Source organism: Bradyrhizobium sp. I71, assembly GCF_022354745.1.
Taxonomy (GTDB): Bacteria; Pseudomonadota; Alphaproteobacteria; order Rhizobiales; family Xanthobacteraceae; genus Bradyrhizobium; species Bradyrhizobium liaoningense.
Map to the genome: position 1 here is coordinate 5,509,084 of NZ_CP059398.1, position 21,443 is coordinate 5,530,526.

Annotated in this window: 17 protein-coding genes, 1 tRNA gene and 1 riboswitch; of the genes, 7 read left to right on the plus strand and 11 right to left on the minus strand. The window is 64.7% G+C overall.

Annotated features, from left to right (window positions below; translation table 11 throughout):
• Entirely contained in the window at positions 1-1,206 is a 1,206-nt protein-coding gene (locus FJV43_RS26565; RefSeq protein WP_239629611.1) for an MFS transporter, read from the minus strand.
• A 122-nt stretch (positions 1,207-1,328) separates the two neighbouring features.
• Positions 1,329-1,406: riboswitch (Fluoride riboswitch) on the minus strand.
• A gap of 327 nt (positions 1,407-1,733) precedes the next feature.
• Between FJV43_RS26565 and FJV43_RS26570 the strand changes: the two genes are divergently transcribed.
• Positions 1,734-2,603 carry a DUF1194 domain-containing protein gene (locus tag FJV43_RS26570; RefSeq protein WP_239621993.1) on the plus strand — a complete coding sequence of 290 codons (870 nt, stop codon included), beginning with the start codon at positions 1,734-1,736 and terminating at the stop codon, positions 2,601-2,603.
• A gap of 165 nt (positions 2,604-2,768) precedes the next feature.
• Positions 2,769-3,404, plus strand: coding sequence for a hypothetical protein (locus tag FJV43_RS26575; protein ID WP_239621994.1), 636 nt, complete (start codon positions 2,769-2,771; stop codon positions 3,402-3,404).
• Positions 3,405-3,408: 4 nt separating this feature from the next.
• On the opposite strand, the gene FJV43_RS26580 is transcribed toward FJV43_RS26575, so the two are convergent.
• Positions 3,409-4,254 carry a nucleotidyltransferase domain-containing protein gene (locus FJV43_RS26580; protein ID WP_239621995.1) on the minus strand — a complete coding sequence of 282 codons (846 nt, stop codon included), beginning with the start codon at positions 4,252-4,254 and terminating at the stop codon, positions 3,409-3,411.
• Between the two features lie 110 nt (positions 4,255-4,364).
• Between FJV43_RS26580 and FJV43_RS26585 the strand changes: the two genes are divergently transcribed.
• Positions 4,365-4,964 (plus strand): hypothetical protein, encoded by a 600-nt coding sequence (locus tag FJV43_RS26585; protein WP_239621996.1) that lies wholly within the window; start codon positions 4,365-4,367, stop codon positions 4,962-4,964.
• A gap of 85 nt (positions 4,965-5,049) precedes the next feature.
• On the opposite strand, the gene FJV43_RS26590 is transcribed toward FJV43_RS26585, so the two are convergent.
• The 8 genes from FJV43_RS26590 to FJV43_RS26625 form a co-directional block, all read right to left on the minus strand.
• Entirely contained in the window at positions 5,050-6,129 is a 1,080-nt protein-coding gene (locus FJV43_RS26590) for a Tat pathway signal protein (protein ID WP_239621997.1), read from the minus strand.
• Positions 6,130-6,233: 104 nt separating this feature from the next.
• Positions 6,234-7,481 (minus strand): methyltransferase, encoded by a 1,248-nt coding sequence (locus FJV43_RS26595; protein ID WP_239629613.1) that lies wholly within the window; start codon positions 7,479-7,481, stop codon positions 6,234-6,236.
• The gene (locus tag FJV43_RS26600; RefSeq protein ID WP_239621998.1) at positions 7,474-8,208 is read right to left on the minus strand and encodes a TlyA family RNA methyltransferase; all 735 of its coding nucleotides are present in this window, start codon (positions 8,206-8,208) and stop codon (positions 7,474-7,476) included. The genes FJV43_RS26595 and FJV43_RS26600 overlap by 8 nt, the downstream gene beginning before the upstream one ends.
• A 27-nt stretch (positions 8,209-8,235) precedes the next feature.
• On the minus strand, positions 8,236-8,790 hold the full coding sequence (locus tag FJV43_RS26605; RefSeq protein ID WP_239621999.1) for a nucleoside 2-deoxyribosyltransferase: 555 nt from the start codon (positions 8,788-8,790) through the stop codon (positions 8,236-8,238).
• Between the two features lie 79 nt (positions 8,791-8,869).
• Positions 8,870-10,798 carry a 1-deoxy-D-xylulose-5-phosphate synthase gene (gene dxs / locus FJV43_RS26610; protein WP_239622000.1) on the minus strand — a complete coding sequence of 643 codons (1,929 nt, stop codon included), beginning with the start codon at positions 10,796-10,798 and terminating at the stop codon, positions 8,870-8,872.
• 617 nt (positions 10,799-11,415) lie between these two features.
• Entirely contained in the window at positions 11,416-11,667 is a 252-nt protein-coding gene (locus FJV43_RS26615) for an exodeoxyribonuclease VII small subunit (protein ID WP_008132970.1), read from the minus strand.
• A gap of 74 nt (positions 11,668-11,741) precedes the next feature.
• Entirely contained in the window at positions 11,742-12,671 is a 930-nt protein-coding gene (locus FJV43_RS26620; protein WP_239622001.1) for a histone deacetylase family protein, read from the minus strand.
• 122 nt (positions 12,672-12,793) lie between these two features.
• On the minus strand, positions 12,794-14,443 hold the full coding sequence (locus FJV43_RS26625; RefSeq protein ID WP_239622002.1) for a bifunctional metallophosphatase/5'-nucleotidase: 1,650 nt from the start codon (positions 14,441-14,443) through the stop codon (positions 12,794-12,796).
• A gap of 353 nt (positions 14,444-14,796) precedes the next feature.
• On the opposite strand from FJV43_RS26625, the gene FJV43_RS26630 reads away from it, so the two are divergent.
• Complete coding sequence (locus FJV43_RS26630; RefSeq protein ID WP_239622003.1) at positions 14,797-16,038, plus strand: MFS transporter; 1,242 nt, start codon at positions 14,797-14,799, stop codon at positions 16,036-16,038.
• Positions 16,039-16,097: 59 nt separating this feature from the next.
• Here FJV43_RS26630 and FJV43_RS26635 read toward each other — a convergent pair whose 3' ends face one another.
• Positions 16,098-17,876, minus strand: a complete 1,779-nt coding sequence (locus FJV43_RS26635; protein WP_239622004.1) for an acyl-CoA dehydrogenase — start codon at positions 17,874-17,876, stop codon at positions 16,098-16,100.
• A 255-nt stretch (positions 17,877-18,131) separates the two neighbouring features.
• On the opposite strand from FJV43_RS26635, the gene FJV43_RS26640 reads away from it, so the two are divergent.
• From FJV43_RS26640 to FJV43_RS26650, 3 genes are all read left to right on the plus strand, one after another.
• A tRNA-Gln gene (locus FJV43_RS26640) sits at positions 18,132-18,206 on the plus strand.
• A gap of 575 nt (positions 18,207-18,781) precedes the next feature.
• On the plus strand, positions 18,782-20,071 hold the full coding sequence (locus tag FJV43_RS26645) for a DUF2254 domain-containing protein (RefSeq protein WP_239622005.1): 1,290 nt from the start codon (positions 18,782-18,784) through the stop codon (positions 20,069-20,071).
• A gap of 229 nt (positions 20,072-20,300) precedes the next feature.
• On the plus strand, positions 20,301-21,386 hold the full coding sequence (locus FJV43_RS26650) for an AI-2E family transporter (protein WP_239622006.1): 1,086 nt from the start codon (positions 20,301-20,303) through the stop codon (positions 21,384-21,386).
• The last annotated feature ends 57 nt before the right edge of the window (positions 21,387-21,443 follow it).

A 21,443-nucleotide genomic window follows, 5' to 3' on the forward strand; every position in this document is an offset into this window, starting at 1 on the left:
TTATTCGTCCTTGGCCGCCGCCAGCCCGTTGCCGACCGTGAGCAGCCCGACGAGCGAGACCAGCGCGAAGCCGAGCCCTGCGAGGAACGTGCCTTGGGGACCATATGCGTCCCAAAGTGCGCCGGCGATCACGCTCGCGGCCAGCAGGGCAAGCCCGGTGAAAAGGTTGAAATAGCCGAATGCGGTGCCGCGCAGGCTCGGTGGCGCAGCGTCGGCGACGAGGGCCGAGAGCAGCCCTTGCGTCAGTCCCATATGCAGCCCCCACAGCACGACCCCGAGCGCGAGGCCGGCCAGATTCGGCAGCAGCGCCAGCGCGAGGTCGGCGCCGGCGAGGAAGACCAGACCGAGTGCGAGCAGGCCGGTCCTGCCGATCCGGTCCGACAGCACGCCGGCCGGATAGGCCGACAGGGCATAGACGATGTTCATCAGCACCAGCACCGCCGGCACCCACATGGCGCTGAGTCCGATGTTCTGTGCGCGCAAAATCAGGAAGGCCTCACTGAAGCGCGCGAGCGTGAAGACGATTCCGATCGCGACGACGCGCCAGTACACCGCTCCAAGCTGCCGCATTGCGGCGAGATTGAGCGGATTCTTCGCAGGCCCCCGGCTCGGGTCGGGCTCAGGCTCGTTCACAGCGAAGGCGATCAGTCCAAACGACAGGAACGCCGGCAGCACTGCCACCCAGAACACGATCGTAAAATTATCGACCGTCCACCACATCAGGCCGATCGCTGCGAGCGGCCCGACGAAGGCCCCGATCGTGTCGAGCGATTGCCGCAGCCCGAAACTCGCGCCGCGCAGGCCGACCGGGGCGATATCGGCGATCAGCGCATCGCGCGGCGCGCCGCGAATGCCCTTTCCGACGCGGTCGATGAAGCGCGCCGCCACCAGCCATTCGACGCTGGGCGCAAGCGGGAATAGCGGCTTGGTGAAGGCGGCCAGCCCGTAGCCAAGCGCGGCGAGCAGCTTGCGGCGACCGAGCCAGTCCGACAGCGCACCGGAGAAGATCTTCGTGATCGAGGCGGTGGCCTCCGCAATGCCTTCGATGAACCCGACGGTGAGCGTGGAGGCGCCGAGCACGGTGACGAGATAGATCGGCAGCAGCGCATGGATCATCTCGGAGGAGATGTCCATCAGCATCGAGACGAAGCCGAGCACCCAGATCCCTCTGGGCAGCGTCGTGCGCGCAGCATTCGGTGTCGGCATCGTCACGTCGTCGTCTTCTCCTGGCCTTCTCCGGCTGGCCTTCGTTACAAGGCAACAAAAAACCCGCCATCGGCGGGTATGTCCATGCTCCCGCCAAAGGCAGAGGCCTTGAGATTGCCTCTCCTCGAGCAGGAGTCATCAGCCAAGCACGGTCATCGACCGCCGGGCGGTTGTCGGGGGACTCCATCCCCATCTGTGCGACCAACCCTAGCATGGAAATCGTGCCGGACAAGTGGGCGAGCGTACACTCCAGGCTCGCCGCCGCCATTCCAGGGCTCGCGAAGCGAGAACTCCGGCGCGCCCCTTGCGCGCCTGAGAATCTCACCATTACCGCTTCGGCTGTTCGAGCCGCCCCGGATTGACGAATCCTGTGATCGCGCGTGTTCCGGCGACGCAAGCGCGGCGACACGGCGGCAGTTTCGCGCTGGCACGCAAATTCTTAACTCGAATGTGAAGCGCAAGCGATCTTCGGCCTTTGCGGCAAGGCAATTGCATGTCACCATCGCGTCATACGACGGGAGACTGCGATGCGTTTGCTGTTCTCGATCGGGGCTGTGCTGTTAGCCGGCATGTTTGCCGGAGGGGACGTCGCGGGCATCGCGGCACCGGGACCCAAATTCGAATCGCCCGAGAGTCGATCGCAATCGCAGCGGCTGGCGGCCGACAAGGACGCGCAGATGGTCGACGTCGAACTGATCCTCGCGGTCGACGTATCCTACTCCATGGACATGGACGAGCTCGCGGTCCAGCGCGAGGGCTATGCGCAGGCAATCCAGTCGAAGGAGTTCCTGCAGGCGCTGAAGTTAGGCCCGAACGGCCGGATCGCGGTGACCTATTTCGAGTGGGCGGCCTCCAGCGACCAGAAGATGATCATCCCCTGGCGCCTGGTCGACGGACCGGAGACGGCGGACGCGGTCGCCGCCGAGATCATGAAAACGCCGATCCGGCGCGCCTCGCGCACCTCGATCTCCGGTGCGATCACGTTCGCGATGCCGCTGTTCGATGAGGATCCCTATCGGGGCTTGCGCCGCGTCATCGACATTTCCGGCGACGGTCCCAACAACAATGGCGGTCCGGTCACGGTGGCGCGCGATGCCGCCCTGGAGAAGGGCATCGTCATCAACGGCCTGCCGATCATGGTCAAGGAGCCGTCCTACTCGACCATGGATATCGACAATCTCGATTTATACTATGAGGACTGCGTCATCGGAGGTCCCGGCTCCTTCGTCATCACGATCAAGGATCGCGACAAGTTCAAGGAAGCGATCCGCACCAAGCTGCTGATGGAAGTCGCCGGCCGCACGCCGGAGCGCCCCGTGATGCGCGTTGCCGACAAGGAGCCGCGCGTCAACTGCCTGATTGGCGAGAAGATCTGGTCCGACCGCTGGGGACGTTAACGTCCCGGCTGAGACCTTTTGCCCATCCCAACCGGAAGTTGAACTTAACTGCCCATTAACCGGTGCATGGCCCTAATCAGACTGTTTCCTTCCGTTTCCAGCCGGCATCCCGACATTGCTGGAGCGAACGAAAGCGGGTTTTTCCAACCTGCCTTTGAGCAAGCCATGGCCATCGTCACATCGAGCACCAACCAGATTTCGCCCGCCAACGAGCGGATGTATCGCCAGAGTGCTCTGGTCGGTGACTGGAAGGGCAATTGGGTGGGCAACAACCAGCCCGTCGGCTTCAAGGTCGTGAACATCCGTGGTGCCCGGGCGCAGGTCGAGTACACGCATAACGGTCGCACCGAGCGCGGCTTTGGCGAGGTCAAGGGCACGCTCATCACCTTTGGCGGAGTCACGGTCGGCACCAAGGACGGTAAGAGTATGGTGCTGCTGTTCTCGGTCGGCGGCGTTGGCAAGCAGACCGCGAATTTGGAGAAGCAGGAGCCGCCGGCTTCCGACAGCCGTCTCATGGGAAGCTGGGGTGGCTATTCCAGCGACAACGGCAAGAGCGCGAGCTTCAAGGTGCTCTCGGTCAACGGCAAGGAAGCGCAGGTCAGCGTCACCACCGACGGCGTCACCCGCCAGGGCACTGGCATCGTCTACCAGAACGTCATCATGTTCGGACAGACGCAGATCGCGACCGACGACGGCAAGAACGGCAAGGTCATCTACCAGGTCGGCACGAAATCCTTCGTGGTGCCGGTGACGAAGTATCCACCGGCGGATTCGTCGTCCTCCGTCGACAAGACGGCATAGCCGTTCACAGCGTCGTTCCGCCGGATCGTATCAGCGCCTTCAATTGGTGATCGACCTGCCGCAGGATCGCGCAGGCCTGTGCCAAGCCGCCATTCCCGATCAGCCGCCAGATTTCGTCGGACTGTTCCACCAGATGGGGAATCGTCAGTGGCAAGCGGGCCGTCTCGATGAGTGCCCCCTTTTCGTTGATGAGATATCGACGGTTCAGTGCGAACAGCACCTGCGCGATGCACGCGAGCGCTCTGTAGACGCAGCCCGCGACGTGGGTCCGCTCGTTGCGAGCTGTCGCCAGTTCCGCATTGTCGATGCTGAACAGGATTTCCCATTGAAAGCGCCGCAACAAGGCGCGGCCCAGGTCCTCCGGATAGGGGAGCGCGATTGTTTTGAGACGCGCGATCAGGCCTTTCGGATCGTGCAGAGGCTGACAATATGCGATCTCGCCCATCCAGATTGCCGAGCAGAAGCCGTGTGGATGGCCGGGCTGGTAGGCCATGAGGACTGTACCGTTTCGGCAGTCCATCATGACTCGCTCGACGTTGTCGGCGTGACGGTACAGCAGATCGACCTTTTGTCCCTCGACCGACAGCCACGCGCCTCCGACGATCCACGGCCCCCATTCGTCATACCTCGTCACGGTCGCAGCGCCGGGATCGTCGGCGATTTCCGTCACGGCAGTCAGGAGCCGGTCCGTATCGAGCGGGCCCGCGCTAGAACAATACAGCCCGATGTCGTAGTCGGAGGAGGGATGCGCGCTGCCCCGCGCGCGTGAGCCGCCGAGCACGACGGCCTGAACGCCCGGCACCTCGGCAAGAACGGACGTCAGGCGGGTGAGTAAGGGATTGTGCGGCATCAGGTGCAGTTCCCCGGGGAGACCTGCAGCCGTGACACCGGCGCCGTCGCTCCGCTGGCATTGATGATGTTCGCGGAGTATAGTTTGCGAAATTGTTGACGGTAATCTGAATGTTCAAGCTTGCACTTTCATGTGCTCTTGCAGCTCTCGCAGTGCTCTGCCTCGGCGGAGAGCCGGTTCATGCGCAAGTCGCGCCGCTGAGATATTGGATTCCCGGCGGACCTTTCGGCCTCGGCGGTGGTGCCGGCCAGAGCTCCGACAGCTACGGCAACTTCGCGAGCTTCAATGCCGGCGATGCCGATTGGCGCACCAGCTCTGCGAACGGTTTCTTCGTCGGCAGCCAACGCGGCAATCTTGGTTTGAGCGGCTTCAGTCAGGTGGGCGCGATCGGCAATTTCAGCGCGCTCTCTTATGACAGCACGCAGTTCGGCTATAACATGAAGACTCCGGGTGGCATGCCCGTCACGTTCTTTGCCGGTTTCGACACGCTGAAGTTCGGCAACGGCATTGGCAGCTCGCTGGCGCCGCTCACCTCCAGCGCTGCGCCCGGCTATGGCGGGTTTGCGGGTGTCGAATTCAAGCCGACCTCCAACCTCAGCCTGTCGTTTGGGGCCGGGTTCATCCAGCAGCAATCGGGACTCGTGGACAGTGACATCAACTCGTCGATGCTGCCTGGCGAGTCTCCTGCGCTGGGCGGCCTTCGGCGCTAGAACATGACAAAGCGGCTTTCTGAAAAGATCATGCTTGAACAAAGATCCAAAGCGAGCTGACGATACGTCCAGATCTCATCGGGCTCTAGGATTGCATCACCAGCTCCGGCGGACGCCGCAGCGATCTCGGCAGGTCTGGACCGGTTCCGAAACGCATCACTATATCGGGACGCCGTTCGCCGAGGCCGAGTGAGGCCCCGAATTGCTGCCTCAGCGCCGCCACCTCGACCGGCTGGTTGATGAAGGAATATTTGAGTCCCAGCGCGGTCGCCTGCAATCCGAAGCGCTGGCAGGCGCGGCCGACGGCGATCCAGTGCGACTTGTCGCTGCGATCGGCAGCGAGCACGACGACGCCGGCAGAGCTGTCGAGCTCTTCGCGATATTTCTTGTTTTCTCCGCTCTCGGTGAAGAAGAGCTTGAGAAGCGGCCGTGCCACCCACGAGGGCAGCGAGGGGTTTCCGGACGCGGGCGAGAATAGCCCGTCCAAGGTCGCGAGTGCCTCCGCCTCGTTGAAGCGAATCCAGCTGACGAGTTCGCGCATGAAGGCCTTGTCGCGCATTTGCGCCGAGTTGCCTTCGAGTACGTAGTCGGTGACCCCGGCGATCGCGGTGCGTTCGGTCATCAGGATCGCCGCGACGTTGGGTTCGCGACAGGCATCCTCGAGCCGACGCAATGTCTCCGGTGCGGCCGGCCTGCCGTCGAACGCAGCACGGGTGCATTGCCTGATCGGAATCGCGGCCGCCAATGCCGATGTGCCCTGTGGGGCCTCCTCGAGCGTGATCACGATGCGGTCGCCGTCGACGGCGGCATCGGCGTGCCAGCCCAGCGTGGACGCGGCGAGGATGAGATTTTCGGCGGCACAGCCGAGACTGACGAACAGATGATGATCGTCCGGATCGACGGCCGGACAGCGGCGTGTGAAGTCAGGCGCAATCGCGATGACGTTGCCGCGGACCGAGAATATCCACGGCTGGGTGTTGTGGCTGTTGGCCGCGAGGGTGGCAAAGCGCACGAGCTCACGATCCCTCGGCACGGTTTGCAGCGGAGCTCGTGACGATTTTACCTCCTCGTCATAGGTCTTCGCCGCCGCTGCGGCAGAGGGGCTGGTGATGGTCGCCGCGGAGAGCCCCAGCGCGGTCGCGATGAATTGTCGTCGGTCAAGCACGAACGTCCGCTCCGCATCTCGTGGCGCGGAACACTTTTAGCGGCAGCGGAGGGCAGAGCGATTGACTGGTATCAAGGTTGTCGGCTCGATGCGGATTTCGCAGCCTATCGCGCAAACCGCGCCACCAGCTCCACATGCGAGGTGTGGCGGAACTGATCGACCGGCACCACCGCCTCCAGCCGATAGCCGCCGTCGATCAGCAGCCGCGCGTCGCGGGCGAAGGTCGCGGCGTTGCAGGACACCGCGATCACGACGGGCACCTTGCTCGCGGCGAGCTTCAACGCCTGCGCCTGCGCGCCCTGGCGCGGCGGGTCGAACACCACCGCGTCGAAGTCGCGCAGCTCCGGCGGCACCAGCGGGCGGCGGAACAGATCGCGCGGCTCGGCCTTGATCGGTTTCAGGCCCGGTGTGCGCGCGGCCTTCGCGAGGGCCGCGACGGCGCCGGCGTCGCTGTCATAGGCCGTGACGCGGGCCTTCTCGGCAAGCCGCAGGGCGAACGGGCCGACGCCGCAGAAGAGATCGGCGACCTCCTTGGCCTTGCCGATGCGCTCGGCGACCAGTGCGGCGAGTGCCTCTTCGCCCGCCACCGTCGCCTGCAGGAACGAGCCCGGTGGCAGCGTCACCTCCGCGCGGCCCATCTTCACCGTCGGCGGCAGGCGCTGCAGCACCAATTCGCCGTGCCGCGTCAGCCGCGCCAGGCGATGCTGCTCGGCGACGCGCGACAGCGCCGTGACCAGCGGGGTCGGCAGCGGGCCGGAGCCGCGCACGTCGACATCGAGGCCGTTGGCGGTCGCGGTGACCTGGATGTCGAGCGGCTTCGTCACCGGCATCCTGGACGTCAGCGGCTCGGCCAGCGCCCAGGCCGCGTCGAGCGCGCCGTCGAGTCCGGGATCGAGGATGGGGCAGCGATGGATCGGGATGACGTCGTGCGAGCTCGTGGCGGAGAACCCGACCTTGAGGATGTCATGCGTGCCGAACCGGCCGTGCAGCGTGATGCGCCTGCGCCCGGCGCCATGGGCGTCGACCAGCGGCGCCACCTCGCAATCAATGCCGGCCTGCGCCAGCGTTTCCACCACGATGTTGCGTTTCCAGGCGCGATACGGCTCAGTCGCCCAATGCTGGATCGCGCAGCCGCCGCAGACGCCGAAATGCGGGCAGAACGGTTCGATGCGCTCGGGGCTTGCGACATCGACCGCGAGCAGCTTGCGGCGATCGGGATGATGGCCCGGGACGTGATCGACCTCGACGGTCTCGCCGCCGATCGTATAGGGCACATAGATGGCTTCGCCGGCCTCGAGGCAGACGCCGTCGCCGCGATGGCCGACATGATCGATCTTGACGCGCTCAACCACGGCGCGCGCCCAGGAAGAATTCGACATTGCCGTCGCCGCCGGTGATCGGCGAGGGGAATATCTCGATGTCGGTGCAGCCGAGCGAAGCGGCAAAGGCGGCTATATCGCCGCAGATCTCCTGGTGCACGGCGGGATCGCGGATGATCCCCTTCTTGTTGTGCTTCCGGTCCGCCTCGAATTGCGGCTTGATCAGCGCCAGCAGGCTCATCGGCGCGGCCGCCAGCGACAGCGCCACCGGCAGCACCGCCTTTAGCGAGATGAAGCTGACGTCGATCACGACGACATCGGGCCGCGCCGGCAGGCGCTTGCCCTCATAGCTGCGGATATCGGTCTCTTCCATCGACACGATCCTGGGATGATCGCGCAGCGAGGGATGCAGCTGGCTGCTGCCGACATCGATCGCGAACACCAGGCTCGCACCGTTCGCCAGCAGCACCTCGGTGAAGCCGCCGGTGGAGGCGCCGACGTCGAGGCAGACATGGTCCTCGATTTCAATCGGGTAGCGCTCCAGCGCCCCGGCGAGCTTGACGCCGCCGCGGGAGACGTAGGGATGTGCCGGCTCGGCCTGGATCATCGCGTCTTCGGCGATCGTCTCCGACGGCTTTGAAACCTGCTTGTCGTCGGCCGTGACGAGCCCGGCTTCGATCGCCGCGCGCGCCCGCGCCCGGCTCTCGAACAGGCCGCGCTCGACCAGCAGGACATCCGCGCGCTTGCGGGGAGGGGGCATCGAATCTCCGAAAGACGACTGAAGAGCTTATGTAGCGATCAATCGCGCGGCCGCCATCCGGACGCAAGCCTCGAACGCGGCGAGGTCGTGCCAGACGTCGATCGGCATCGTGGCCGGAGTTACCAGCGGGCAGCCGCGCAGCTCCAGCGCATGGATCATCATGAGATTGTCGACGAGGCCAAAGTCCTCGACTATCAGCCCCTGTGCATCGACCAGCCGGCCGTCCTCCGTGGTGACGTCCATGAAACGGCCGACACGGTCGGCATAGGCTGCGCCGTCATTGGAATAGGCGAGACAGAATTTGCTGCGGCCGGCCATGTAGCCGAGCTCGTAGACGGTACCGGGATCGGCGCCGGCGCCGCGGAACGGGGTGAGGTTGGCAATGATGGCAACCGCCTCGTCCATCATTGCCTCGTTGCCGCAAAAGATCTGTCGCGAGGCGTCGGGCGCGGCGAGGTCGATGGCGTTGTCGAGCGGATAGAGGCCGGTCAATCCGTGAGCCGCGCAGATATCGACCTTGCGCCGGCCGATCTCGACCGCGTCCGGCAGGAAAACGTCGGGACCTGCCAGGTAGATCTTCATGAGACGAACCTGCCGAACGCCGAGCGCGGTGCAACACCTCTCCCTTTGGGAGAGGTGGGGATCAGCGCCCGTATGACTATCAGGCCAACTTCACCGTCTCGGCCTTGACGTCCTTGCCGAGCGCCTCGAACACCTTGGCGACGATGCCCTTGGCGTCGAGGCCGGCGCGGGCGTACATCGCGGCGGGCGTGTCGTGATCCTGGAACACGTCGGGCAGCACCATCGAGCGGAACTTGACCATGCCGCTGTCGAGCACGCCCTGGTCGGTCAGGAATTGCGCGACATGCGAGCCGAAGCCGCCGACCGAGCCTTCCTCGATCGTGATCAGGATCTCATGGTCGCGGGCGAGCTTGAGCACCAGCTCGGTATCCAGCGGCTTCATGAAGCGAGCATCGGCGATCGTGGTCGAGAGGCCGTGGGCGGCAAGCTCGTCGGCGGCCTTCTCGCATTCGGCGAGGCGCGTGCCGAAGGAGAGCAGGGCGATCTTGCTGCCCTGACGGATCACACGGCCCTTGCCGATCTCGAGCGGAACGCCGACGTCAGGCATCTCGACGCCGCGGCCTTCGCCGCGCGGATAGCGCAGCGAGCTCGGACGGTCGTCGATCGCGACCTGGGTCGCCACCATGTGCACGAGCTCGGCCTCATCCGCCGCCGCCATGATCACCATGTTGGGCAGGCAGCCGAGATAGGCGTTGTCGAACGAGCCGGCATGGGTCGCGCCGTCGGCGCCGACGAGGCCGGCGCGGTCGATCGCGAAGCGGACGGGCAGGCTCTGGATCGCGACGTCATGCACGATCTGGTCGTAGCCGCGCTGCAGGAAGGTCGAGTAGATCGCGCAGAACGGCTTGTAGCCTTCGGTCGCAAGACCGGCGGCAAAGGTCACCGCGTGCTGCTCGGCAATGCCGACGTCGAAGGTGCGGTCGGGGAAGGCCTTGTTGAAGATGTCGACGCCGGTGCCCGACGGCATCGCCGCGGTGATGGCGACGATCTTGTCGTCCTTCTGCGCTTCCTTGACGAGGCTCTGGCCGAACACGTTCTGGTAGGCCGGCGCATTCGGCTTGGCCTTGGCCTGGGTGCCGGTCGCGACGTCGAACTTCACGACGGCGTGGTACTTGTCGGCGGACGCTTCCGCCGGGCCGTAGCCCTTGCCCTTCTGCGTCACGACGTGGACCAGGATCGGGCCTTCTTCCATGTCGCGGACGTTCTTGAGCACCGGCAGAAGATGGTCGAGGTTGTGGCCGTCGATCGGGCCGACATAGTAGAAGCCGAGCTCCTCGAACAGCGTGCCGCCGTCCATCATGAAGCCGCGGGAATATTCCTCGACGCGATTGGCGCGGTTGGCGAGGATCTTGGGCAGCCGCTTGTTGATCTGCTTGGCCGCATCGCGCAGCGTGCGATAGGTCTTGCCGGAATAGAGCCGCGACAGATAGGCGCTCATGGCGCCGACCGGCGGGGCGATCGACATGTCGTTGTCGTTGAGGATGACGATCAGGCGCGAGTTCATCGCACCCGCATTGTTCATGGCCTCATAGGCCATGCCGGCCGACATCGCGCCGTCACCGATCACGGCGATAACGTTGTTGGTGCCGCCGGAGAGGTCGCGCGCCACGGCCATGCCGAGGCCGGCGGAGATCGAGGTCGAGGAATGCGCCGCGCCGAACGGATCGTAGTCGCTTTCGCTGCGCTTGGTGAAGCCGGACAGGCCGCCGCCGGTGCGCAGGGTGCGGATGCGGTCGCGCCGGCCGGTGAGGATCTTGTGCGGATAGGCCTGATGGCCGACGTCCCAGATCAGCCGGTCGCGCGGCGTGTCGAACACGTAATGGATCGCGGTGGTGAGCTCGACCACGCCGAGGCCCGCGCCGAAATGACCGCCGGTCACCGAGACGGCATCGATGGTCTCCTGCCGCAGCTCGTCGGCGACCTGGCGAACCTGCTCGACCTTGAGCTTGCGCAGGTCTTCCGGCGTCCGGATGGTGTCGAGAAGCGGCGTCTTACTGTATGCGTTCACGGCGATTTCCAATTTGTCAGCGCCGGAAGGTCATTCCGGTGCGCGATGGGTTTGCACAATATCGGCGCAGCGCGAGTCCTCAAACCGTCGGAGCCACCTGCATGGGGCAAGGCCCCGTCTTCAAGCTTAGGTAAGCTTAAGTGCGCTCCGGTTCAGTCTCTGTGATCCCTGTCACTCAGATCGGCTTCGCCAGTCCCAAGCCAATTTCATTAGCAGTTTGAAGCGCTTGTCTTCGGCAATCGGTGCCTAAGCAAGGCTTGCAAAAAGCCACACTCCGCGCAGCTTTACACCAAAGCTTGGGCCAAAGCCAACCCGCCGCACCGATGAGTGGTATGCAGGTGCAACTTGCGGGCCGGATTGGTTAACCCTGGCCCGGGATGAGGGGTTCCGGCCTTGCTGGGTTCCGCGGCAGGCTTTTTTCACCTGACGGAGAGCTTTTTTGCCCTCGGCGGCCGAATCCCGAAAGGGTTTGGCATTGGCCCGCCCGCCCGAAACCGCGGTGTTCGGTGGAACAGCCCCGCGCGATCGTGAAAGCGACACAGGAACCACGCCCCGCGAAGACGTTTTTGCGGGCCGCCGGTCGTCAGGCGACCGAGCGGGGAAAGTTCCCGGCTGACTTACTGGACGTCGAGCGGCGCGGTGCCGGTGGCCTGGCCGCTGGCATCGGTGGTGATCTTGTCGACGCGCGCCTCGGCCTGACGCAGCAACTCCTCGCAGCGCCGCTTCAGGGCCTCGCCGCGTTCATAGATCGTCACGGATTCTTCGAGCGGGACCTTGCCGTCTTCGAGCCGCTTCACGATCGTTTCGAGTTCCTCGATCGCGCGCTCGAAGGTGAGCCGGGAGACGTCGACTTGAGTATTTTCGGCCATATCCGTTTCCGATTGCCCGATTCGCTTGCCTTACAGTGAAGGCGGGTTTTGCGGGCTTAATGTGGCGGGCGTCGTCAGGCGCCCATCAAGGCGCCGACATGCGCCGTAACAGATTCTTTCAGTCCTTGCAGGTCATAGCCGCCCTCGAGCACCGAAACAACGCGGCCGCCTGCGGTCTTGTCGGCGAGGTCCATCAGCTTGCGCGTCACCCAGGCATAGTCCTCGGCGCGCAGGTTCAGCGAGGCCAGCGGGTCGCGGTAATGCGCGTCGAAGCCGGCGGAGATGACCACCAGCTCGGGGCTGAATTTTTCGAGCTGCGGCAGGATCAGGTTCTCGAACGCGGATCGGAATTCCGGCCCGCCGTCTTCGGAAGCGAGAGGCGCGTTGACGATGGTGTCGTGATCGCCGCGCTCGCTCTTAGCGCCGGTGCCTGGAAACAGCGGCATCTGGTGCGTCGAGCAGTACATCACGGTCGGGTCCGACCAGAAAATGTCCTGCGTGCCGTTGCCGTGATGCACGTCGAAATCGACGATGGCCGCGCGCTTGATGCCGTATTTGCGCTGTGCGTGGCGCGCCGCGATGGCGACGTTGTCGAAGAAGCAGAAGCCCATCGGCTTGCCGATCTCGGCGTGATGACCGGGTGGGCGGATCGCGACGAAGGCGTTGCGGTGCTCGCCCGCCATCACCGCCTCGGTCGCCGCGACTGCGCCGCCGACGCCGCGCATCACGGCCTCCCATGTGCCCGGCGACATCGAGGTATCGCCGTCGATATAGATCTGCCCGCTGGACGGGGCGATGTGGCGCAGCTCGGTGACGTAATGCTCGTTGTGGCACAGCGTGACGAGATCGAGGTCGCCCTCCGGCGCCTCCTCTCGCACCAGGAACTGGAAACGCTCTTGCGACAGCGCTTCTTCCACCGCGCGCAGACGATCCGGCCTCTCAGGGTGTCCCGGCGGCGTGACATGGTCGAGGCAGGCCTTGTGGGAAAGGAGAAGCGTGCTCATCAGGTCGGCCTCATGGGATGCGGACTTTTGACGTCGTTGGCGCATCCAGCGCCAAAACGCAATGCAAAACCCAATCTAAGCGCTTGGCCGGGAATGGCAAAGCGCCGGCGGTTTGATCCGGATCAATTCACGCGCAGGATGCGGGTCGGCGGCAGCGGACCGACCGGCCCGTGTGCCCGGAAGAAGGCGAACAGCGCGTCCGCGTCGTAGCCGCCATATTGCGGCGCCGTGCCTTGTTTTGCGACGCTAAAGCCGTCTCCGCCGACGGCGAGGTAGTCGTTGAGCGTGACGCGGTAGCCGTTTCCAGGTTCGATCAGCCTGCCGTTGAGCGTCATCTTGGCGGGGATGACGCGCTCGCCGAATGGCTTCGATGCATCCCAAGTATAGCTGAAGCCGTTCGAGACCTGGAGAATCCGCGGTCGCTTCGGATCGAGCCATTGCTGCTCGAGCATGTCCTTGAGCTGGCTGCCCGTCAGCGTCATGGTGACGAGCCGGTTGCGGAACGGCTGGCTGGCGAAGACATCGCCGAACGTTATCGCGCCATTTTCCCTTGGAACGATGTCGGTGCGGATGCCGCCGGGATTGGTCAGCGCGATGACAGCGCTGCCATCCTTCGCGTCGCGGGTTGCGAGCAATTGCGCGTCGGCAATGATATTGCCGAGCGGGCTTTCGCCGGCCTCGTTCGGCACGCGCGACAGCGTCTGCGTCACCGAGCCGGCCGGCCGGTTGGCGATCGGCGCAGACAGCTTGTCGTAGGCGTCGATCAATGCGGTCTGCTCGGGATCCTTGGCCAGCGAAGCGTTGGCGACGATCACATTCTCGGCTTTGGCGCTGACGATGTCGCGGGTTGCGGGATCGAGCTTGAGGTCGATTGCGGTGACCAGCGTGCCGTATTTGTCGCCGCTGGTGACGAGGCGCCCGTCGATATCGCAGACATAGGCGCGGTGGGTGTGGCCGCTGACCACGACGTCGACGGCACGATCGAATTTGTGGACGATGTCGACGATCGGCCCCGCAATGCCCGGACATTCATTGTAGTCGCCGGCGGGCTCGCCGCCCTGATGGATCAACACCACGATCGCTTCGACGCCACGCGCCTTCAGCTGCGGCACGAGCGCGTTCACCGTCTCGGCCTCGTCGCGGAATTCGAGCCCGGCAATGCCCGATGGCGAGACGATGCCGGCGGTCTCCCTCAAGGTCAGCCCGATGAAGGCGACGGGAACGCCGTCGAATTCCCTGATCTCGTAGGGCGGCAGCACGCTCTTGCCGGTCGTGGTCTCGATGGTGGAAGCCGCGAGATAGCGGAATTTGGCGCCCGTGAAGGGATGCGGTCCCTGGCAGCCGTCGACGGGATGGCAGCCGCCGTTCTGCATTCGCAAGAGCTCGGTTTTGCCCTCGTCGAATTCGTGATTGCCGACCGAGCTGATCGCAAGGCCCATCATCGAGAGCGACTCGATCGAAGGCTCGTCGTGGAACATCGCCGACAGGAAGGGGCTCGCGCCAATCAGATCGCCGGCGGCGACGAAGATGGTGTTCTTGTGCCCCTCGCGCAGCTGCTTCACCAGCGTCGCCATGTACTCGGCGCCGCCGGCCGCCACCGTCACCTTCTTGGTCTTGTCCTCAGGGTCATTGATGCGGATGCCGCCCGGTGGCGGGCGCAGATTGCCGTGGAAATCGTTGATCGCGAGCACGCGCAGCTCGACTGGAACGACGGTTTGGGCCGAGGCAGGGACGGCGGCGAGGACGGTCAGGATCAGGAAGACGTATCGCATGGGACAAGACTAGACGCAGCGCGCGAAGATTTCACGATGCTTTGTCGTGAACACGCGTGTCGAGACGTATGAAATCCTTGATGTCGGCGGTAAAGTCGCTGGAGCCGGCGGCGATGATCATGCAGCGGATATCGCGCGCCGCGACGCTCGCGGGTCTTGCGAAGCATCAGCCTGCATCATCTCGCAGGCGTGCCAATGCGCCGCTCAACCTTTTCGACGCCGACGTCCGATAATTTTGATGCATGGTACCCGCTGCCGTCGCGTGTCGCAACAATTGGCTACAATGTTTCATTTGAATAACCTTTGGTTGTGGTGCATGATCTCGCGCCGTTCCATGGCCGACCGCCCGATTGATGATTGCCGCAACCCGGATTGACGAATCCTCGCTGCACTATCGCGGCTGGCGTGTCGTGCTGGCCTGCTTCCTGATGGCCTTCTTCATGTTCGGCTTCGGTCTCTACGGCCAGGGCGTCTATCTTGCCGAGCTTCAGCGCGCCCACGGCTGGCCGGGCACGCTGGTCTCCGCGGCAAGTACTTTCTCGTTTCTCCTGAGCTCCGTCCTCGTAATCTTCACCGACGATCTGCTCGAGCGCATCGGGCTGCGCTCGCTGATCCTGAGCGGCCTGACGGCGCTCGGCGCTTCGACCGTGCTGCTGGCGTTGATGCAGACGCCTTGGCAGCTCTATCTCGCCTATGCGCTGATGTCGGTCGGCTGGACCGGCATGGGGACCGTGGTGATCGCGACCGTGCTCAATTCCTGGTTCGAGCGGCGCCGCGGGCTCGCGCTCAGCCTTGCCTTCAACGGCGCGACCTGCGGCGGCATCATCCTCGTCCCGCTGCTGCTGTCGCTGACCGGCAGCATCGGCTTCCGTTCCGCCATGTTGGCGGTCACGCTCGCGATGATGGTGCTGCTGTTGCCGGTGGTCGTGACCTTCATCGGCTGGCCGGCACGGATGTCACCGGCATCGGACGGAGGCCGGACCGCTGGCGGCGCGGCCGCGCCGGGCCATTCCCGCAAGGCGCTGCTCGCCAACGCGGCGTTCTGGACCATGGTGCTGCCGATCGCGATGGCGCTGCTGGCGCAGATGGGCTTCATCATCCACCAGGTGACGTTTCTCGAACCGCTGATCGGCCGCTCCGCGGCAGGGCTCGCGGTCACCATCATGGCGGCGATGGCGGTGGTCGGGCGCCTGTCGCTTGGCCTGTTCGTCGACCGGCTCGACCCGCGTCTCGCCTGCGCTGCGTCGATGACGAGCCAGGCGGCGGCGTTGTTCGTGCTTCTCCAAAGCACGAGTCCGACCGTGCTGCTGGCCTGCTGCGCCGTCTACGGCTTCTCGATCGGCAACATGATCACGTTCCCGCCCTTGATCATCCAGCGCGAGATCGGCTCTACCGCCTTTGCCGCCGCGATGGGGTTGGGCACTTCGATCAGCGGTGTCGTCAGCGCCTTTGGCCCGGGCATCGTCGGTGTCGTGCGGAGCTTGACGGGCAATTACACCACCGCGTTCGCGCTGTGCGTCGTGCTCGATCTCGTCGCGACGGGCATCGTGCTGTGGCGGCCGGGGAAGAGCGCAGCCCGAATCTCCGCAAGCTAAGGCCAGGCTAACGGGAAGGCTCGCGCAAGACATTCGAGGTCGTGGCGAGCCGATCCGACTTACCCCAGCAGCACCGCATCCGCCGCCGCGACCGATTCCGCGCTTTCCGTGACCGTGCGCTCGAGTGCGCCGGCCTGCACCGTGATGTTCTCGGCAAAGAAGCGCGCCAGCGTGACGTAGCGCGCAGCGTCCGAATTGCCGTCGGCCTTGGCGGCGAGCGCCTCGGAAGCGAGCAGGCAGCCGCCCAGCGTGGCGCCGAACTGCTGCAGATAGGGCGTCGCACCGGCGAGCGCCTCGTTCGGTGCGGAGGCAACGCGCTCCAGCAGCCATTTGCTGGTGCGCCCCAAGGCGTTCAGCGCCTCGCGCAGCTTTGCACCCGTGGTGCCGAAGCCGGGATCGTTGGAGGCCTCGACCTGGCTGACGGTCGCTGCGAGCTCGTCGAGCAGCGCCCACACCGACGCGCCGCCATGGGCTGCGAGCTTGCGCGTGACGAGATCGATCGCCTGGATGCCGTTGGTGCCCTCGTAGATCGCGGTGATGCGGGCATCGCGGTAGTGCTGAGCCGCGCCGGTCTCCTCGATGAAGCCCATGCCGCCATGCACCTGCACGCCGAGATAGGCGACCTCGTTGCCGATGTCGGTGGAATAGGCCTTGGCCATTGGCGTGAGCAGCGCCGCGCGTGCTGCCGCATCGGCGCGCACCTTCGGGTCCTTGGCGCGCGTCGAGACGTCGATCGCAACGGCGGTCGCATAGCAGATGGTGCGCGCGGCCGCGGTCTGCGCCCGCATCCGCATCAGCATGCGCTTGACGTCGGGATGCACGAAGATCGCATCGGAGCCGTCGCCCTTCTTGCCGACGGCGCGGCCCTGCTTGCGTTCCTGCGCATACGACAAGGCCTGCTGGTAGGCGCGGTCGGCAACGCCGACGCCCTCGAGGCCGACGCCGAGGCGGGCCTGGTTCATCATCGTGAACATGCAGCGCATGCCCTGGTTCTCTTCGCCGATCAAGAAGCCGATGGCGCCGCCGTGATCGCCCATGGTCATGGTGCAGGTCGGGGAGGCGTGCATGCCGAGCTTGTGTTCGACGCCGGAGGCGTAGATGTCGTTGCGCTGACCCAGCGATCCGTCGGCATTCACCATGAACTTGGGGACGAGAAAGAGCGAGATGCCCTTGGTGCCGGCGGGCGCGTCCGGCAGACGCGCCAGCACGAAATGCACGATGTTGTCGGTCATGTCGTGCTCGCCATAGGTGATGAAGATCTTGGTCCCCTTGATGCGATAGGTGCCGTCGGCCTGCCGATCAGCCCGGGTGCGCAACGCGCCGACGTCGGAGCCGGCCTGCGGCTCGGTCAGCTGCATCGTGCCGGTCCATTCGCCGGAGACGAGTTTTCCGAGATAGATTCTTTTCAGCTCGTCGCTGCCATGCGTGTCCAGCGCCTCGATCGCCGAGGCGGTCAGCAGCGGGCAGAGGCCGAAGGCGACGTTGGCGGCGCTCCAGATCTCGGTGCAGGCGGCGTTGATCGCGAGCGGCAGGCCCTGGCCGCCGAAATCTTCCGGGCCGGACACCGCGTTCCAGCCTCCCTCGGTCCAGCGCTTGTAGGCATCCGGCCAGCCGGGTGCGGTCCTGACCTCGCCGTCGCTCAGCTTGATGCCGTGCTCGTCGCCGACCTTGTTGAGCGGCGCCAGCACGTCCGAAGCGAATTTGCCGGCTTCCTCCAGCACGGCGGCCGCGAGATCGGCGTCGAAATCGCCGTAATGGCCGGCCTCCACGGCGGCCTTGAGGCCCGCGCCATGGTTGAGCGACAGCAGCATGTCAGAAATCGGCGCGCGGTAGGTCATGGCTCACTCCCGGGGGACAAATATCGACGCCGTATTCTCACGAAACGGAGGCAGTCTCAATGGTCGGAAGGTGGGCAGGGGCCGGCCGGAAACGGAGCCGGTTCGGGTCCATAGAGCATCAAGCGCGGCCGATCCCGGGCCTGCGGTATTTTGCCCCTCCAGACGGTTGAAATGCCGCCCCGCTCCCTATAGACCGGCTGCGACTGGAGAGAATCCGCGGTAGCCCGATCTTCCGCCATTCCGTCAGTCGCCTGGTGGGGCGTAGCCAAGCGGTAAGGCAGCGGATTTTGATTCCGCCATTCGGAGGTTCGATCCCTCCCGCCCCAGCCAGATCGCCCGCCCGCCTGACATCACTCGCGGGGAGCCGCGGCATGGCCCTGCGACGCATCACTGCCGCGCATGCTTCCGCGGAATGAAGCTCGCCCCCGTTCAAGCTGGAACGCGGTCATCGCGATGTGGCGCTCACATCGGGATGCGCTTTCGCAAATCCGGATCCTATCAACTCACGTACGGCTTCGCCGAGGATGTGCTGCGCGAATTCCGGCGACGCGTTGCCTCGGCGCACCGAGCGGGGCGAAACGGTCTCGTTGCTCGCTCCGATGAGCCGAATTGGCGGGCGTCTGCGCCCGGTCTCTTCGCCAGGCCGGGATCGACGTCATCATTGGCGCAGTCATTCGATCGGTATCCCGCGGCACCAATAGAATCGAGAGCTTGTTTGTTCAGCGGCGCAGAGCGCCACCGCCTGCGTGATTTCCCATTCTGTCAACTCGCAGGGGCCATCGATCTGCCGACTGCATCCCGACCATTGATCGAGATCAACGAACCGGAGGTATCCGCGCCGATGCTGATCGTGGCCAACAGGGGCGACAAGCCCTCCTGGCGCTGAGCCATGGAGACGACGCGGAATGCAGCTCTGGCTGATACCATCCCTCTATGCCGCTGCGAGCATCGTCGCAGGCTTGTTGGTGCCGCGGCTGGAAGCCAGGTTCCTGGCGTCTGGTCTTGATCTCTCGACATCATCTGCCCAGGCGTACCTCTCGGCCGTCGCTTCCGGCATGATGGCGTTGACCGGCATCGTCTTCTCGATCGCCTTTGTGCTCGTTCAGTTCAATGCCATCGTCTACTCGCCGCGGCTGGTGGTCTGGTTCGCGCGCGACCGGCTGCTGTTTCACTCGCTGGGCATGTTCGTCGCGACTTTCATGTACAGTCTTGCGACGCTGGCCTGGGTGGATCGCCAAGGCACTCAAGGCGTTCCTTTGTTGTCCGCAATGATTGTCGGTGCCATGCTGATGGCGAGCGTCTTGATGCTTGCACAGCTGGTCCAGCGCCTGAACAACCTTCAGATCACACGCGTGCTGCAGTCGCTGGGCGATTCCGGAAGGGAGGTCATCGCAAGCACATATCAAGAAGTGCAGTCGTCGACCGCAGCAAGCGCAGGTCCCGCCCCACGGCACTCCGAGGTACCGGCGCTAGCCATCCGGCACGTCGGAAACCCGCAATCGGTGACCTCGATCGATGTTGCGAAGCTGGTCGGGCTTGGCCGCCGGATGGACGGCCTCGTCGTGCTGGAGTGCGCCGTCGGCGATACCCTGCTTGAAGGCACCGTAATCCTGCGTGTTCGCGGTGCGGCCAGCGCCGGGTTCGAGAGCCAGCTGCGCGCGTCCATCCATCTTGGCGACCAGCGGACATTCGAGCAGGATCCGAAATATGCCATGCGCCTGCTGGTCGATATCGCCATCAAGGCCCTGTCTCCAGCCATCAACGATCCGACGACGGCCGTTCAGGCCATCGACCAGATCGAAGACCTTCTGCGCCGGCTGGCCAAATGCGATCTGGAAGCCTGTCGGGCGTTCGACGAGGACGGCATTCCGAGGGTGATCTATCGAATGCCGACATGGGAGGATTACCTCGCACTCGCATTCGACGAGATCCGGCAGTTCGGATCGACGTCCATCCAGGTGATGCGTCGCCTTCGATCGGCCCTCGTCGAACTTGCCGAATGCGTCGACAGCGAGCGCGCACGAACGGTCCACGCCTATCTCGGTCATCTGGATTCCGGAATCGAACGGTCCGGCTTCGATCCGGAGGATCGCGCCGCGGCCCGCATCGAGGATCGACAGGGCCTCGGCCTGTCTCATCGCCAGGAGGAGAACGACCCGATCAGCCTCGGGGGACAGGGGCGGGCGGCATCATGAGCGCCGGCTCCTCAGGATTGACGCGCGTGAGGTTGCGGGCGCCACGCGTCGCTGCAGTAGCCTACACCGGTCTCACGCCGGGGTGGCTCGCTTGCGGCGGATTTCACATCGCCGCGGTTCTTCCCCTCGGGAATTCCTACATTGACTGGAGCGGTGTCGTCCTTCTGTTCCGGGGTCTCCTGGTGAGCATCAGCATCTGTCTCCATCGAGATGGCGGAGAGGGGCGGTCATGAGGACACTCCTTCAACGCCTCACCGGCGAAGACACAATCCAGCTGTTGATGCGCCTTGGATTGCTCGCTCTGTTGATCTTCTGGACATTCTACCTGGTCCGCCCGTTCGTGACCATACTGGTCTGGGCCCTCGTGCTTGCGGTCGCGCTCCATCCCGCCTTCGTCCTGCTCGCCAACGCTTTGGGCGGGCGCCCAAAGCTCGCGGCGGCCATCTTCACCGCAATCAATCTCGCCATCTTCATCGGCCCTGCGGCCTGGCTCGGCATGGGTGCGGCGGATGGCATCAAGGACTTCGCCGCCGAGCTGGCCGCGGGTGAACTGACAATTCCATTGCCGCCGCAGGCCCTCAAGACCTGGCCGCTGATCGGAGCGCAGCTTTACGAGCTGTGGGAGCAGGCCTCAACGAATCTTCGCTCGGCCCTGCAGCAAGTCGCGCCTTATCTGAAGCCGTTCGCCGGCACGCTGCTCGGTCTGGTGGGTGATGCTGGCGTGGGAGCCGTCAAGTTCCTGCTCTCGGTCGTCGTCGCTGGCGTCATGCTTCCCTATGGCCAGCAGCTCGTGGCCGCGGGCCGAGGCTTTCTCGCGCGGATCGTGCCCGAGCAGAGCGAGCATTTCCTGGATTTGGCGGGAGCGACCATTCGAGCGGTATCCCAAGGCGTGATCGGTATCGCGGTGGTCCAGGCGCTGCTGGCCGGTATCGGCTTCAAGCTCGCGGGCATCCCGATCGCCGGCCTGCTGGCGGTTCTGGTCCTGCTGCTCTCGATCGTGCAGGTCGGCGCAGCTCTCGTCATGATTCCCGTGATCGTCTGGATCTGGACCGACAAGGACGTCACCACCGCATTGCTGCTGACCTTCTTCCTCGGAATCGTCAGCATCCTCGACAACGTCTTGAAGCCCCTGGTGATGGGACGCGGCTTGACCACGCCGACACTCGTCATCCTGATCGGCGTGATCGGCGGAACGCTGGGGCATGGAATCATCGGTCTCTTCATCGGCCCCATCATCCTGTCGGTCGCCTGGGAGCTTGCGGTCGCCTGGATCAAGACGGACGCCGCCCAACTGCCGTCCGTCGTCGAACGTTGACTTAAATCAACGGTGGCGCCTCGCGGAAGCGCCTTCTGAATGCGTACGACAGCGAGA

Coding starts and splice junctions, on each gene's coding strand:
- FJV43_RS26645 (WP_239622005.1), top strand. CDS start 18,782: ATGCAGCTCTGGCTGATACCATCCCTCTATGCCGCTGCGAGCATCGTC.
- FJV43_RS26585 (WP_239621996.1), top strand. CDS start 4,365: ATGTTCAAGCTTGCACTTTCATGTGCTCTTGCAGCTCTCGCAGTGCTC.
- FJV43_RS26620 (WP_239622001.1), bottom strand. CDS start 12,671: ATGAGCACGCTTCTCCTTTCCCACAAGGCCTGCCTCGACCATGTCACG.
- FJV43_RS26575 (WP_239621994.1), top strand. CDS start 2,769: ATGGCCATCGTCACATCGAGCACCAACCAGATTTCGCCCGCCAACGAG.
- FJV43_RS26600 (WP_239621998.1), bottom strand. CDS start 8,208: ATGCCCCCTCCCCGCAAGCGCGCGGATGTCCTGCTGGTCGAGCGCGGC.
- FJV43_RS26565 (WP_239629611.1), bottom strand. CDS start 1,206: ATGCCGACACCGAATGCTGCGCGCACGACGCTGCCCAGAGGGATCTGG.
- FJV43_RS26605 (WP_239621999.1), bottom strand. CDS start 8,790: ATGAAGATCTACCTGGCAGGTCCCGACGTTTTCCTGCCGGACGCGGTC.
- FJV43_RS26625 (WP_239622002.1), bottom strand. CDS start 14,443: ATGCGATACGTCTTCCTGATCCTGACCGTCCTCGCCGCCGTCCCTGCC.
- FJV43_RS26615 (WP_008132970.1), bottom strand. CDS start 11,667: ATGGCCGAAAATACTCAAGTCGACGTCTCCCGGCTCACCTTCGAGCGC.
- FJV43_RS26570 (WP_239621993.1), top strand. CDS start 1,734: ATGCGTTTGCTGTTCTCGATCGGGGCTGTGCTGTTAGCCGGCATGTTT.
- FJV43_RS26630 (WP_239622003.1), top strand. CDS start 14,797: ATGATTGCCGCAACCCGGATTGACGAATCCTCGCTGCACTATCGCGGC.
- FJV43_RS26580 (WP_239621995.1), bottom strand. CDS start 4,254: ATGCCGCACAATCCCTTACTCACCCGCCTGACGTCCGTTCTTGCCGAG.
- FJV43_RS26650 (WP_239622006.1), top strand. CDS start 20,301: ATGAGGACACTCCTTCAACGCCTCACCGGCGAAGACACAATCCAGCTG.
- FJV43_RS26635 (WP_239622004.1), bottom strand. CDS start 17,876: ATGACCTACCGCGCGCCGATTTCTGACATGCTGCTGTCGCTCAACCAT.